The organism is Bacillus sp. EB106-02-03-XG38, assembly GCF_058792175.1.
The window spans coordinates 58,759-73,241 of the sequence record NZ_JBYTED010000008.1; the positions used below are offsets into that span (position 1 = coordinate 58,759).

Genomic DNA, 14,483 nt, shown 5'->3' on the forward strand with positions numbered 1-14,483 from the left:
CTTTATTAAAAAATCACGCCTGCATGTAAAATTACATTGGCATAAGGAGTAGCCTCTCCTGTACGAATAATTGCCTTCGCTTTCTTTGTATGCTCTTTAAATTGTTCATGCGATACATATTCAAACGCTGGCTCTATTAATTTCATCTCAATCTCTTTATTTACTTCCGCATTAGTGTTAATGACTTCTTCTGCTAACGTTACTTTTTCAATTGCCATATCATCAGCTACCACCTGCAATACGTCTAAAAAACTAGGTTTTCCAAGCTCAACTGCTAAATCAATTCGCTTTACTCCGTCAGGAATTGGTAACCCGCAGTCTGCGATTACAATCGTATCTGTATGCCCCAGTGAAGCAAGAACAGATGCAATCTCACTGTTTAATACACCGTGCTTTTTCATCCGACAATCACCTGCACTTCACGTACTTTATCTCTCGTTGGCATACCACCTTGCGCCCCAAGCTTCGTTACAGAAAGACCACCAGCAATATTTGCAAAACGAATTGCTTTTTGAAGTGTTTCTCCTTCAGAAAGTGCAACTGCTAATGCACCATTGAATGTATCACCAGCTCCAGTCGTATCTACTACATCAACAGCAATGCTAGGAACATGGACAATCTCCGTACCATTATGGAAACGAACACCGTTAGAACCTTCTGTCATCAATAGTTTATTTGGATATTTAGCTAGTAACTCTTCAATTGGTGATGTGAAATCATCTAATACGATGCGGCACTCATGTTCATTTGGCGTAATATAAGTTGCCTTTTCTAATATATCTTCTGATAACACTTGTGCTGGCGCTGGATTTAACATAACTGGGACTTTGTGTTCCTCACAAATGGCTAATACATATTTTACTGTTTCAAGTGGGATCTCTAGTTGAAGAACAACCATATCTGCTTTTATAAGAAGATCTTTTGAACGATCTACAATCGACTCGTTTACAAGAGCATTCGCCCCTTGCACGACAACAATACTGTTATCCTCTTCTGCTAAAACGATATGAGCAATTCCTGTCGCTGTATCTGTAACCGGTACCACATAGTCGATAAAAACACGTTCGTTCTCTAAATTTTTCCTCACTACAGTTCCATAATTATCGTTTCCTACCGCTCCAACCATTGCTACATTTGCGCCTAATCTAGCTGCAGCAACCGCTTGGTTCGCTCCTTTTCCTCCTGGAATTGTATGAAAAGCTTCACCAATTACTGTTTCTCCTGCTTTCGGACGCTTTTTTGAAACGGCCACTAAGTCCATTGAAATACTACCTACTACTGCAATATTTGGCATCTGTTTCATCTCCTTACTTCGTTGTATTTCGTTCTATAATTTCAATCGGTAAACGATAGTGTTTCTCTTCTAATATGTTTCCTTCCATCTGCTCTAACAGCAGTTCTGTTGCAATTTTCCCCATCTCATAAATTGGCTGTGCAACAGTTGTAATAGATGGATACATCATCTCTGTTAAAGAAATTCCATCGAATCCGATAATTTGTAAATCATCTGGAATAGAAATCCCCTTTTGAAGTGCAGCCTTTACAATACCTATTGCAATTAAATCATTACCGGCAACAATTCCATCGATATGTGGGTACTCTTCTAATAACTCCACCGCTACACGCTCACTATTAGCTGGATCAAATGTACTCTCTGCAATCATATAAGAAAGATTATTTTGCGTAATAACGTCTATAAAGCCTTCAAATCGTTCATTAGCGGTGCTTACGTCACGCGGTCCGCGAATATGCGCAATATGTTTACAGCCTTTATCTATTAATAACTTTGTCGCTGCCTGACTTCCCGCATAGTTATCTGCATACACAGCAGGTATACGCTCATTAAACATACGGTCAATTGCAACAACTGGTACTGACAAATTCATGTAATTAACGCTATTTTGTGGATTTGTTGCTACAATAAATCCGTCCACATTATTTTGCCTAAGTACATCAATATATTGCTTTTCTTTTTCTAAACTTTCATCAGAGTTACAAAGTACAACTGTGTATCCTTGCTTATGAGCTACATCTTCTACGGCACGCGCAACTTCTGGAAAGAATGGATTCACGATATTTGGAACAACTAAGCCAATTAAACGAGATTTTTTATTATACAGTGAACGCGCTACTGTACTAGGTTTATAATCTAGCATCTCAATCGCTCGTTCTACTTTCTTTAATGTATCTTCATGAACATATCCATTTTTATTTAACACTCTGGAAACGGTCGCAACAGATACTCCCGCTAATTTTGCAACGTCTTTAATCGTACTCATTCTTTTCTCTCTCCATTTCATGTAACCGTTTACAGAAAATAATATAACGTATTTCTAGAAATACGTCAATCATTTCTCACGAAAAAGCTTTTAAGGTTATACTCAAAAAAGCACCGCCATAAGGCGATGCTTTTTCATTACGAATAGGATACAGTTTGTTCTTTCTCCTCTGTAGCTGGCTCTTCAGCATCTTTTTTACGATCTGACAATTTAATCTTCTGTAAGAAAATCGTAAAGATAGCGCCTACCACGATAAATACTAATCCTGTTAAGAATACAGTATGAAGTGAGTCTACTAAAGAATTTTTCAAAATTGGTACAATGCTGTTAGCAAACGCTTCTGGCATTTGTTTTAATGCCTCTGGACTAAATAGCATCGAATATAAACCTTGTGGATCTGTATGAATCATATCTTTAAATTTCGTTACCATTTGTCCCGCTTCTTTCGGGAACGTATCTAATACAGGTACTAAATTCTTTGTTAATGTTGTACCTGAAGTGTTATTCATAATTGATCCTAAAATTGTAATACCAAATGTTCCACCAATTTGACGGAAGAACTGACTTGATGATGTTACGACACCAAGGTCTTTTTTCGGGAAGCTTTCTTGTAATGCTAATGTTAATGTTGGCATTACAAGACCCATGCCTAAACCGATAACCATCATATAAGACGTTGCAGTTAATTTAGTTGTGTGCATATCCATCGTTGTTAATAACCAGAATCCTCCAGCCATTATAAGCATTCCTGTAATAATTTGTGGTTTTACACCAACTTTTAATACAAGTTGCCCGCCGATAATACTCATCACAATCATTGTAATCATCATTGGCGTCATAATTGTTCCTGATTCAGCAGCACTTACTCCTACAATTCCTTGCATGAAGAATGGTACGAACATAATTGCACCGAACATTCCAATGCTCATAAAGAATCCAATCGCATTCAGTAATGTAAATGTGCGATTTTTAAAGAAATGCATCGGTAAAATCGGTTCTTCTGCCTTCGTTTCAACGATAATAAAGCTAACGATACCAATTAGAGCTAATGCAAATAAACCGATAATTTGCCAAGAATCCCATGGGTAATCTTTTCCGCCAAACGTTAATGCAAGTAATAAACTTACAACACCGAGAATCATCGTGAAAATTCCAGCGATATCAATTTTAATTGGTCCTGTTTGTTTATGTGATTTTAATCCCATTGCAATAAAGATTGTTGCTAAAATACCAACTGGTAAGTTAATGTAGAATACCCATCTCCAGTTCACTGCGTCTACAATCCAACCACCAACTTGTGGTCCAATTACAGAAGCAAGACCGTATAACGCACCAAAAATACCTTGCCATTTTGCACGTTCTTTTCCCGTGAACATATCTCCGATAATAATCATAGCCATTGGCATCATAATACCGCCACCAAGACCTTGAATACCACGGAAAATAATTAATTCTGTCATACCATTTGCCATACCACATAACGCCGAACCAACCATAAAGATAACTAGTCCTGTTATATATACGTTACGACGGCCAAGTAAATCCGCTAATTTACCTGCAATTGGTACAACTGTCGTTGATGTTAACATATAAGCCGTTGTTAACCACGTCATTAAGCTTAATCCGCCTAGTTCACCGACGATACGCGGCATTGCTGTACCAACGATTGTTCCATCTAATGCAGCAAATAGCATCGCGATTATTAAACCAATTAACAGCAACTTTCTATTTATGTTTTCTTGTTGCTCCATGTAATCTCCTCAATTCCTCTTATTTATTCTCTTTTTTCTCTTGTGACCCGCAAATAATTGTTTCTAACTTCTCAAAGAGGCGTAACAAGTCTTCTCTTTCTTGTAATTCTAAATGTGAGAAGTATTTTGCAAGGTGCTCATTACGAGCGATCATTGCCTCTTCTACTCTAGATTTCCCCTTTTTTGTTAACTCAATGACGACAACACGACGGTCATCTTTGTCGTGATAGCGCTCTACAAGCTCTTGGTCAATTAGGCGATCAATCATCACTGTAATTGCACTAGGCTTTACATACATCTTTTTTGCTAATTTTGTCGCCCTTGAAGCTCCATAATGATCTAAAATCTTTAAAATATAAAACTGCGGTGGTGTAAGTCCTGTTGCTTGCATTTGTTCTAATAACTCCGTCTGCATTTTCTTTCCAATCGAAAAGGCAAGAGCTTGAATTTTATCGATATGCGTCATATCATTTGGCATGTTATCCACCTCTTATTTAAACAATGAAATATTTAACGTATTTAAATATTAATCCCGCGAACAAAATCCGTCAACACTTTTTATTTATAAAAACGTTTACAATTTTGTCACAAAGTTGTATAATTTTCGACGAAGTTAATATTGACAGTCACGGAGAATCGGAGTACACGGCTATGAATCATAAAAAAGGAAACTTTTTTATATTTCATGGCCTTTTTATATTCTCTCTGCCTTACAACACTTCGAATTAATTAGGGGAGGATTTTCATTTTATGTTTTTCACACAATTCTTTAAACCTGCGCCCCACGCGGAACGCTTACCAGCTGATCGCGTTGATAGTGAATACCGTAAATTACGTTTACAAGTATTCTTAGGTATCTTCATCGGTTATGCAGGTTATTATTTTGTTCGAAAAAACTTTTCACTAGCAATGCCATACTTACTCGAACAAGGCTTTAGTAAAGGGGAACTTGGGGTTATCCTTTCAGCAGTTTCTATCGCTTACGGATTAAGTAAATTTCTTATGGGTATCGTATCCGACCGTTGTAATCCTCGCTACTTTTTAGCAGCTGGGCTATTTTTATCAGGTATCATTAATATTATTTTCGGCTCATTTTCTTTCATTACAACGAGCATTATACTTATGTTTGTACTTCAGTTTTTAAACGGATGGGTACAAGGTATGGGATGGCCTCCTTGTGGCCGTACGATGGTTCACTGGTTCTCTATTAGTGAACGTGGTACAAAAATGTCTATTTGGAACGTCGCTCATAATGTCGGCGGCGCACTTATGCCTTCTCTTGTAACATTAGGGTTATATTTCTTTGCAAATGACTGGCATAGTATTTTTTACTTCCCAGGTATTCTTTCAATTTTAGTTGGTATTTATGTGTTAATTACGATGAAAGATACACCTCAATCTTGCGGATTACCTTCTATTGAAGAACATACTGGAGAATATCCACCAGATGAAAAAGTACAAGACCGAGAACGTGAACTTTCGGCAAAGGAAATTTTATTTAAATACGTACTAAACAATAAATTTTTATGGTACATCGCTATCGCGAACGTTTTTGTTTATTTCGTTCGCTACGGTGTTGTAGACTGGGCTCCTACTTATTTAGTAGAAGAAAAAAGCTTTACTCATAGTAGCTCACGTACAGCTTACGCTCTATATGAATGGGCTGGTATTCCGGGTACACTTCTTTGTGGCTGGATGAGTGATAAACTATTTAAAGGACGCCGCGCACCTGCTGGTATTTTATTTATGGTTGGTGTATTTATCGCCGTTCTTGTTTACTGGTTAAATCCTCCTGGTAATCCAATGGTTGATAGTATCGCACTTGTCGCGATTGGATTTTTAATTTACGGACCTGTTATGTTAATCGGTCTACATGCACTTGACTTAGCACCAAAGAAAGCGGCTGGAACTGCAGCGGGATTAACTGGCTTCTTCGGTTACTTAGGTGGAGCTGCTTTCGCTAGTGCCGCTATGGGCTTTATCGTAGATGCATTCGGATGGGATGGCGGGTTCATCTTATTACTTGCATCTTGTGTACTTGCAATGTTCTTCCTTGCTCTTACTTTAAAAACAGGCTCTGCAAAACAAAAGCACGCTTAAATACTAATATTATTCTTATCAAAAAAAGAGAGACTGTTCTTTCCAGAACACCTCTCTTTTTTCTACATATAATACCTTTTTCTTACAAAAGATTTATTCTCCTAACCTATATATGTTAGCGTTTTCAAATTACTTCAACTACTAATACAACTGCATTCAATTTTTGTATAAAAAGATTTTTGAATATTTTATTAACTTTTTCTTGTCAAACATTGTCAATTTATATTAAAATAACAACAACATACAAAATATTTAGTCTTTTCTGAAAAGATGGAGGGATAGCCATGAAGAATCCACTTCTTCGCATTGAAAACTTACAGACTTCCTTTCGCATACAAGATCAATATCATGCAGCAGTTGATGATGTGTCGTTAACAGTCCATGAAAATGAAATTGTCGCGATAGTTGGTGAATCAGGTTGCGGAAAAAGTGCACTTGCCCTTTCCATTATGCGACTGCATAATGAAGCAAATACAAAATTACAAGGGCAGCTTAACTATAGAGATAAAGATTTACTGACTATGTCAGCCGCAGAAATGAACAAAGTACGCGGATCCAACATCGGTATGATTTTCCAAGAACCTCTTACAGCACTTGATCCTCTTATGACAGTTGGAAAACAGATCGAAGAAAACTTAGACTACCACACAAGTCTTTCAAAAGTTGAAAAGAAAGAACGCACCCTAGAACTACTTCATCAAGTTGGTATTCCAAAACCAGAACTTACATATAAACAATACCCACACGAATTATCTGGCGGAATGAGACAAAGAATTGTTATCGCAATTGCAATTGCTTGTAACCCAGCACTCATTATTGCGGATGAGCCAACAACGGCTCTTGACGTAACCATCCAAGCACAAATTTTAGACTTACTAAAATCTATTCAAGAACAAACGAAAATGGGCATTATTTTAATTACTCATGATTTAAGTGTTGTCGCAGAAACAGCCGATCGTATCGTCGTTATGTACGCTGGACAAGTTGTAGAAACAGGAAAAGTTGAAGAGATTTTTAACAACCCTCTTCACCCGTATACTCGTTCTCTATTAAACTCCATTCCATCTGCGTACGCTGAAAAAGAAAAATTGCATGTAATTCAAGGGGTGGTCCCTACATTGGCGAAGCTTCCTCGCACAGGTTGCCGTTTCCAAGCTCGAATTCCATGGATTAGACCGGATCAACACGAGGAAAATCCAATTTTACATGAAGTAAAACCAGACCATTGGGTACGTTGTACTTGCTACAAGCATTTCAACTTCCAAGATAAGAAAGGAGATGACGTAACTCATGGCACTGCTTAAAGTAGAGGATTTAAAAGTACATTTTCCAATTAAAGGTGGTTTCTTCGGCCGCACATTAGATTACGTGCGTGCTGTCGATGGTGTAAGTTTTGAATTACAACCTGGTGAAACATACGGAATCGTTGGTGAATCAGGAAGTGGCAAATCAACAACTGGTAAAGCAATTATGCATTTAACGAAAGCAACAGAGGGCAGCATTCATTTTAATAATAGAGATTTAACAAAGTTAAGTCGCTCTGAGCTACGTGAACAACGAAAAGATATTCAAATGATTTTCCAAGATCCATATTCATCATTAAATCCGAAGAAACGTGTTCTCGACATTATTGCTGAGCCTCTTCGAAATTTTGAGAAGCTCTCACCTGATGAAGAACGTAGAGCAGTTCAAGAATATCTTGATAAAGTTGGTCTAAATCCAGAGTCAATTTATAAATATCCACATGAATTTTCCGGTGGGCAAAGGCAGCGGATTGGTATTGCACGCGCTCTTACATTAAAACCGAAGCTTATTATCGCTGATGAACCAGTATCAGCACTAGATGTTTCTGTACAAGCTCAAGTATTAAACTTCTTGCAAGATTTACAAGCTGAGCTCGGACTAACGTACTTATTCATTAGTCATGATTTAGGTGTAATTCGTCATATGTGTGATCGTATCGGTGTTATGTATCGCGGACGTATCGTCGAAGAAGCAACTAGTGCAGAAATATACAGCAATCCGCAACATATTTATACGAAGCGCCTAATATCAGCCATTCCTGATATTCGTCCTGAAAACAGGGAGAGACAGCGTAAGCTCCGTCAACAAGTAAGCTCTGAATACGAGAAATCATACGAAAATTATTTCAATGAAAACGGTCGGGCTTATGATTTAAAACCAATCTCGCCAACGCACCGTGTGGCATTACCATAAGGGAGTGATAAAACATGTGGAAGTTTATATTACGGAGATTTTTAGTAATGATCCCGCAATTATTCGTGTTAAGTGTACTTGTCTTTCTATTAGCTAAGGCAATGCCAGGCGATGCCTTAACTGGCAAAGCAATGAATCCAAAAGCGGATCCAAAAGTAATTGAAGAACAACGTGAAAAACTTGGATTAAATGACCCAGTTACAACACAATATGTTCGCTGGATTAAAAATGCCGTCCAAGGTGACTTCGGTATTTCCTATGCACATAAAATGAAAGTAACTGATTTAATTGGAGAACGACTTGGAAATACAGTATCTTTAGCACTTGTCATTCTTATTCTTACTTATTTAATTGCCATACCACTAGGAGTTATAAGTGGGCGGTGGAATGATACATGGGCTGATCGACTCATTACCATTTACAACTATCTAGGATTTGCTACACCACTATTTATATTTGCATTAATTATGCTCTTCCTATTCGGGTTTAAGTTTGCAATATTCCCAACCGGTGGTAGCGTAGATCCTCAAGTTGCAACAGGTACATTTGCTTACTATTTAAGCAAATTGAATCACCTTCTCTTACCAGCTTTATCCGGCGCATTAATTGCAACAGTTGGTACTGTTCAATATTTACGAAGCGAAATTATTGATACGAAACATAAAGATTTTGTTCGTACAGTAAGAGCAAAAGGTGTTCCAGAATCAAAAATCTATTCTAGACATATTTTACGAAATTCATTCTTACCAATTGCAGCCTTCTTAGGCTATGAAATTACAGGATTGGTTGGCGGTGCCATCTTCTTAGAAAGTATTTTTAGCTATCCAGGCATTGGACAACTATTTATACAATCTATCTCTCAACGCGATTTTAGTGTAATAACTGCACTCGTTATGTTTACTGGATTTGCAACGTTACTTGGAACTCTCCTTTCAGATATTATTCTAAGCATCGTCGATCCACGTATTCGTATTGATTAAAGAAAGGAGCAGACGTTATGTTAGCAAACCCTGAAAAACAAACTGAAGTTGTTCATTACGAAAAAAGCCCTTCTGGTTTCTCTATTATGTGGCGAGAACTTCGTAAAGATAAATTAGCAATGTTTTCACTTGTTTTCCTAGCAATCTTATTACTAGCAGTCTACGCAACATCTTTTATTATGAAACAAGAAGATATTGTACGAGTTGATTTATTCGCTATTTATGCTCCTCCCTCTGCTGAACATTGGTTAGGAACAGATTACGGAGGACGCGATATTTTCGGCCAACTTATTATTGGTACACGTAACTCTTTTACAATTGGATTAGCAATTACTATTCTTTCTTGTTTCATTGGTCTTTCAATTGGATTAATTGCCGGTTATTTTGGAGGAGCAATTGATAATATCATTATGCGCATTATCGACTTCGTTATGGTTTTACCATTTTTAATGCTTGTAATTGTATTTATTACACTTGTTCCTACATTCAATATCTTCACTTTCATTTTAATTATGAGCGTGTTCTTATGGACAGGAAAGGCAAGGTTAATTCGCTCAAAAGTGTTAACTGAAAAAGAACTCGATTATGTCTCTGCATCAAAAACTTTAGGAACACCAAACTGGAAGATCATTCTTTTCCAAGTACTACCTAATTTAAGTTCAATTATCATTGTTAGTGTTACATTAAACCTTGCTGGAAACATCGGTATTGAATCTGGTCTAACGTTCTTAGGATTTGGTCTACCAGAAAGTACACCGAGCCTTGGTACACTTGTTAGTTATGCTAGAAATCCAGATGTTTTACAAGAGAAGTGGTGGATTTGGTTACCCGCATCAATCATGATTTTAACATTGATGCTGTGTATAAATTTTATTGGTCAAGCGCTACGCCGTTCGGCCGACGCAAGACAAAGAAAAGGATAAGGGGTGGAAGAAATGACAAATAAGCCAAAGTTTTTCAAAGTATTAAGTACACTTGCAGTTTCAACATTACTACTTTCAGCATGTGGGGGCAGTGGTGGTAGTGAAAAAACGAGCAGCACAAAAAAAGTAGATACAAATAAATTTAGTACAAATGTTAAAAATGATAAAAAAGAAGTGAAAGATGGTTCATTAACATATGGTCTTGTTTCTAACACACCATTTGAAGGACTTTTGAACTTCGCTGTATATGAAGGAGATCCTGATAACCAAGTCATTACAATTTTCGATGAATCTTTATTATCAAATGACGAAAACTGGGAATACACGAATGATGGCGCTGCTACATATGAAATTTCTAAAGATAAAAAGACAATTACATTAAAAATCAAAGATAATGTAAAATGGCATGATGGAAACCCTGTTACTGCTGAAGATTTAGAGTACTCTTACCTAGTAATTGGTAACAAACAATATGCTGGTTCTCGCTATGACACTCAAATGCAAATGATTGAAGGTATGGAAGATTACCATAATGGAAAGGCTGAAAAAATTTCAGGTATCAAGGTAACGGATCCAAAAACAATTTCGATTACGTTTAAAGAACCAAATCCTTCAGTGAAAACTGGGCTGTGGACATACCCTCTTCACAAGAAATACTTAGGAGATGTACCAATCGATAAATTAGCAGAATCTGATAAAATCCGTAAAAACCCAATTGGTTTCGGACCTTTTAAAGTGAAGAAAATCACTCCTGGAGAATCCGTTGAATTTGAACGTTTTGATGACTATTATGGTGGAAAACCAAAACTGAAAAGTATGGTTTTAAAAGTTGTTAACCCTTCCGTTGTTAACGCGTCCTTAAAAAATGGTGATATTGACATTGCTGAAGTAAGTGCAGATCAATATCCAAATGTAAGTAAATTAAAAAATGCGCAATTAGTCGGTAAAACTGATTTATACTATAGCTATATCGGTTTTAAATTAGGCCATATGGATAAAGAAAAAGAAGAAGTAGTAATGGATAAGGAGAAATTTAAAGATGTTCGTGTACGTCAAGCAATGGCGTATGCTATCGATCGAAAAGAAATTGGTGAAAAATTATATCACGGCCTACGTTATCCAGCTAACTCACCAATTCCACCATCTCTACCAAAATATCATAACAATAAAGCTGGTTCCTATGATAAAGATGTAGAGAAAGCTAAAAAGTTATTAGACGAGGCTGGCTATAAAGATACGAACGGAGATGGATTCCGTGAAGATCCGAATGGTAAAGAATTTAAAGCTAATTTCTTATCAATGAGTGGTAGCGATGTAAGTGAACCACTTGCAAAATTCTTTATTCAATCTTGGAAAGATATCGGCCTAAAAGTAGAGCTTCTTGATGGCCGCTTACATGAATTTAACTCATTCTACGATATGATTAAAAAAGATGATCCAAAAGTTGATCTTTTTGCGGCAGCTTGGGGAACTGGATCTGATCCAGATCCTTCTGGTATTTGGGCTAAAGGGGCAGCGTTCAATTACACACGTTGGGCTACTGACAAAAACACAGAATTATTAAAACAAGGTATTTCTAAAGAAGCTGCTGATGAAAAATACCGTAAAGATGTATACGATAAATGGCAAAAATTAGTTCACGACGAAGTACCATTAATTCCACTTCATTATAAATTTGACTTAAAAGGTGTAAATAACCGCGTAAAAGATTATAAATACACACCAGAAGATCAATACAAGTGGGGTAAAGTTAGCGTAACAAGCGATAAAGCAGAAACAGAGAAATAATAAAATAGCTCCTGGCGCTAAGATACATGCCAGGAGCTATTTTTTATTTACCATCATTCTCTTGCTAGTAATAACAATCAATTCCTTCCTTACTTTAAAATTAAAAGATTTGATGAATCATCTTTATTACAACAGCTAACGTAACAGATGCAGCAAATCCTCCTAAACAAATAAGACCGACACCTTGGCTATATGATAAATTTTGAAATGCTTTCATCTTTTTCATCCTCCCTCTCTCCCCTTCGATATGTTTATTTTACCAATGGAATAATTTTCATAACATCGATTTCACTAACAACTAACTTACAAATTTGTAAGTTAACAATTTCTCTTTAAACTTATATATCTAGTATGCCCGCACTCCCCCTCTTTATACGCAAAAAAAGACCTCGCATTATATCAAGGTCTTGCTTACACTACAGAATATCTCGCTCAATTTATTTAATAATCATTACCGGGCATTTCACTCGTTTCGCTATTTTATGACTAACACTCCCAAGCACCATCTCTTGTAGTGTATTTAATCCTCTACTTCCAGCTATAACAAGGTCTATATCCCCTGTATTTACATATTGAACGATTGTATCTCCAGGATCACCATGTAATATCGTAATTGTATAAGGAATGTCCTCTTGCTTTAATAAACCTTCAATCTCTTTTAATTTATCTTTTCGGCTAGCCGATATTGTTTCTAAATCTGTTTGGCCTTGTATAATATCTGATTTTGCTGTTCTATTATCTACTACGTACACAACTTCAACATTTGTTTCTTCGCTACATTTCGCAATATATGTTGCATGTTCCGCTGCTCGAAGCGCATGTTCAGAGCCGTCACATGCTAATATAATTTGTTTGTACATATGCTGAATCCCCTTTTCGTTATCCTACTCGTATTATATAATAAAGCCCCCTAAAAAGGAGGCTTCTAACTAGCAATTCTTTTATTATAAGTAGCTAAATTTGAAATAATCTTCGAGCTTCGTTCATTTAATCCCGTTATACTTACTTTCACGCCACTTTGTTCATACTTCATGATAGCTTTATCAATTGCTGCTACCGCTGAATCATCCCATACGTGTGCGTGAGTAAAATTCAACTCAACTTCTTTTACACCTTCCTCAAATGTAAAATTATTTATAAAGTCCGCTGTAGATGCAAAGAAAAGTTGACCATGAATTTCGTATATTTTCTTATTTTCAATATATAAATGTTTCACGTGAATCTTTGCCATATTGAATGCAAATAAAACCGCACTAATTACTGTTCCGATAATTACACCTAATGCTAAATTATGTGTAATTAAGACAATCACAACTGTTACGATCATAACAAATGCGTTTCCTTTCGGTACTTTATGAATCGTTGTTACAGAGTTCCAATCAAATGTTCCGATTGAAACCATAATCATAACTGCAACTAAAGCTGCCATTGGAATATGAACGACATAGTCACCTAAAACGAACAGTAATACGATTAAAAATCCGCCCGCTACAAATGTTGATAAACGGCCTCGTCCACCTGATTTAATATTAATAACAGATTGTCCAATCATTGCACATCCTGCCATTCCTCCGAAGAAACCAGCAACAATATTTGCAATACCTTGCCCACGTGCTTCTTTATGTTTATTACTTTCCGTATGCGTCATATCATCTAAAACTGAAGCTGTTAATAAGGACTCTAGTAAACCGATAATTGCAAGCATAACTGCGTACGGTAAAATAATTCCTAATGTCTCAAGTGTAAAAGGCACGTCAGGCATGCTAAAGAACGGTAATTCTTTTGGCAGGCTTCCCATATCCCCGACTGTTTTTAAATGTAATCCGCTCATAAGTGCAATACTTGTCACAATAATAATTGAAATAAGTGTAGACGGTACAGCCGTCGTAATACGTGGAAATACATATATAATTACAAGTCCTAATGCGACAAGTGCATACATTTGCCAAGTTGCATTTTTAAAATGTGGCAATTGCGCTGTAAAAACTAAAATTCCAAGTGAATTTAAAAAACCACTCATAACAGATTTCGGAACAAACTTCATAAATGAGCTCAGTTTGAACACGCCAAAAATAATTTGGACAATCCCCGTTAATATTGTTGTAGCAAATAAGTATTGCAAACCATGATCTTTAACGAGCGTCACCATTAACAATGCCATTGCACCTGTTGCAGCTGAAATCATCCCAGTTCGTCCGCCAACAAATGAAATAGTAACCGCAATACAAAAGGCTGCATATAACCCAACGGTCGGATCCACACCTGCAATAACAGAAAAAGCAATCGCTTCAGGAATTAACGCTAAAGCAACGACAATTCCCGATAGCACGTCCCCTCTCACGTTGGAGAACCAATCATTTTTTATCGTTTGAAACAAAATACCACTCCTCTACTCTTTTATCATTTGATTTTCTCCATAAGAAAATCTAAGCCGACTGCACGAAG

General features: G+C 36.7%; 14 protein-coding genes. 6 read left to right on the top strand and 8 right to left on the bottom strand.

Annotation, left to right across the window (positions count from 1 at the left end; genetic code table 11):
- Positions 1 to 5: 5 nt before the first annotated feature.
- The 5 genes from rbsD to AC3WTI_RS25525 all read right to left on the bottom strand — a co-directional run bounded on the left by rbsD (position 6) and on the right by AC3WTI_RS25525 (position 4,508).
- On the bottom strand, positions 6 to 401 hold the full coding sequence (gene rbsD / locus AC3WTI_RS25505) for a D-ribose pyranase (RefSeq protein WP_087955402.1): 396 nt from the start codon (positions 399 to 401) through the stop codon (positions 6 to 8).
- Positions 398 to 1,294, bottom strand: a complete 897-nt coding sequence (gene rbsK / locus AC3WTI_RS25510; RefSeq protein ID WP_087955403.1) for a ribokinase — start codon at positions 1,292 to 1,294, stop codon at positions 398 to 400. The genes rbsD and rbsK overlap by 4 nt, the downstream gene beginning before the upstream one ends.
- 13 nt (positions 1,295 to 1,307) lie before the next feature.
- A complete protein-coding gene (gene rbsR / locus AC3WTI_RS25515; RefSeq protein WP_142286453.1) occupies positions 1,308 to 2,300 on the bottom strand; it encodes a ribose operon transcriptional repressor RbsR in 993 nt (330 codons plus the stop codon).
- Positions 2,301 to 2,416: 116 nt separating this feature from the next.
- Positions 2,417 to 4,030: an MDR family MFS transporter gene (locus AC3WTI_RS25520; RefSeq protein ID WP_048525035.1), complete on the bottom strand. Its 1,614-nt coding sequence runs from the start codon at positions 4,028 to 4,030 to the stop codon at positions 2,417 to 2,419.
- Positions 4,031 to 4,049: 19 nt separating this feature from the next.
- Entirely contained in the window at positions 4,050 to 4,508 is a 459-nt protein-coding gene (locus AC3WTI_RS25525) for a MarR family winged helix-turn-helix transcriptional regulator (protein WP_087955405.1), read from the bottom strand.
- Positions 4,509 to 4,780: 272 nt separating this feature from the next.
- Here AC3WTI_RS25525 and glpT point away from each other — a divergent pair, with 272 nt between their 5' ends.
- The 6 genes from glpT to opp4A all read left to right on the top strand — a co-directional run bounded on the left by glpT (position 4,781) and on the right by opp4A (position 12,038).
- Complete coding sequence (glpT, locus tag AC3WTI_RS25530) at positions 4,781 to 6,130, top strand: glycerol-3-phosphate transporter (RefSeq protein ID WP_087955406.1); 1,350 nt, start codon at positions 4,781 to 4,783, stop codon at positions 6,128 to 6,130.
- A gap of 284 nt (positions 6,131 to 6,414) precedes the next feature.
- Positions 6,415 to 7,434, top strand: a complete 1,020-nt coding sequence (locus AC3WTI_RS25535; RefSeq protein ID WP_000795376.1) for an ABC transporter ATP-binding protein — start codon at positions 6,415 to 6,417, stop codon at positions 7,432 to 7,434.
- Positions 7,421 to 8,347 carry an ABC transporter ATP-binding protein gene (locus tag AC3WTI_RS25540; RefSeq protein ID WP_001196373.1) on the top strand — a complete coding sequence of 309 codons (927 nt, stop codon included), beginning with the start codon at positions 7,421 to 7,423 and terminating at the stop codon, positions 8,345 to 8,347. Before AC3WTI_RS25535 ends, AC3WTI_RS25540 begins: the two co-directional genes overlap by 14 nt.
- Before the next feature lie 14 nt (positions 8,348 to 8,361).
- A complete protein-coding gene (gene opp4B, locus AC3WTI_RS25545) occupies positions 8,362 to 9,327 on the top strand; it encodes an oligopeptide ABC transporter permease (RefSeq protein WP_087955407.1) in 966 nt (321 codons plus the stop codon).
- 17 nt (positions 9,328 to 9,344) lie between these two features.
- Positions 9,345 to 10,250, top strand: coding sequence for an ABC transporter permease (locus tag AC3WTI_RS25550; RefSeq protein ID WP_087955408.1), 906 nt, complete (start codon positions 9,345 to 9,347; stop codon positions 10,248 to 10,250).
- A 12-nt stretch (positions 10,251 to 10,262) separates the two neighbouring features.
- Positions 10,263 to 12,038 carry an oligopeptide ABC transporter substrate-binding protein gene (gene opp4A / locus AC3WTI_RS25555; protein ID WP_087955409.1) on the top strand — a complete coding sequence of 592 codons (1,776 nt, stop codon included), beginning with the start codon at positions 10,263 to 10,265 and terminating at the stop codon, positions 12,036 to 12,038.
- A 100-nt stretch (positions 12,039 to 12,138) separates the two neighbouring features.
- On the opposite strand, the gene AC3WTI_RS25560 is transcribed toward opp4A, so the two are convergent.
- The 3 genes from AC3WTI_RS25560 to AC3WTI_RS25570 form a co-directional block, all read right to left on the bottom strand.
- Entirely contained in the window at positions 12,139 to 12,264 is a 126-nt protein-coding gene (locus tag AC3WTI_RS25560; RefSeq protein ID WP_000738295.1) for a DUF4027 family protein, read from the bottom strand.
- Between the two features lie 211 nt (positions 12,265 to 12,475).
- Positions 12,476 to 12,898, bottom strand: a complete 423-nt coding sequence (locus AC3WTI_RS25565) for a universal stress protein (protein ID WP_087955410.1) — start codon at positions 12,896 to 12,898, stop codon at positions 12,476 to 12,478.
- Positions 12,899 to 12,963: 65 nt separating this feature from the next.
- Positions 12,964 to 14,415 carry a SulP family inorganic anion transporter gene (locus AC3WTI_RS25570; protein ID WP_087955411.1) on the bottom strand — a complete coding sequence of 484 codons (1,452 nt, stop codon included), beginning with the start codon at positions 14,413 to 14,415 and terminating at the stop codon, positions 12,964 to 12,966.
- Positions 14,416 to 14,483: the final 68 nt, after the last annotated feature.

Coding starts and splice junctions, on each gene's coding strand:
- glpT (WP_087955406.1), top strand. CDS start 4,781: ATGTTTTTCACACAATTCTTTAAACCTGCGCCCCACGCGGAACGCTTA.
- AC3WTI_RS25525 (WP_087955405.1), bottom strand. CDS start 4,508: ATGCCAAATGATATGACGCATATCGATAAAATTCAAGCTCTTGCCTTT.
- AC3WTI_RS25540 (WP_001196373.1), top strand. CDS start 7,421: ATGGCACTGCTTAAAGTAGAGGATTTAAAAGTACATTTTCCAATTAAA.
- opp4A (WP_087955409.1), top strand. CDS start 10,263: ATGACAAATAAGCCAAAGTTTTTCAAAGTATTAAGTACACTTGCAGTT.
- rbsK (WP_087955403.1), bottom strand. CDS start 1,294: ATGCCAAATATTGCAGTAGTAGGTAGTATTTCAATGGACTTAGTGGCC.
- AC3WTI_RS25535 (WP_000795376.1), top strand. CDS start 6,415: ATGAAGAATCCACTTCTTCGCATTGAAAACTTACAGACTTCCTTTCGC.
- AC3WTI_RS25520 (WP_048525035.1), bottom strand. CDS start 4,030: ATGGAGCAACAAGAAAACATAAATAGAAAGTTGCTGTTAATTGGTTTA.
- AC3WTI_RS25550 (WP_087955408.1), top strand. CDS start 9,345: ATGTTAGCAAACCCTGAAAAACAAACTGAAGTTGTTCATTACGAAAAA.
- rbsD (WP_087955402.1), bottom strand. CDS start 401: ATGAAAAAGCACGGTGTATTAAACAGTGAGATTGCATCTGTTCTTGCT.
- rbsR (WP_142286453.1), bottom strand. CDS start 2,300: ATGAAATGGAGAGAGAAAAGAATGAGTACGATTAAAGACGTTGCAAAA.
- AC3WTI_RS25560 (WP_000738295.1), bottom strand. CDS start 12,264: ATGAAAAAGATGAAAGCATTTCAAAATTTATCATATAGCCAAGGTGTC.
- opp4B (WP_087955407.1), top strand. CDS start 8,362: ATGTGGAAGTTTATATTACGGAGATTTTTAGTAATGATCCCGCAATTA.
- AC3WTI_RS25565 (WP_087955410.1), bottom strand. CDS start 12,898: ATGTACAAACAAATTATATTAGCATGTGACGGCTCTGAACATGCGCTT.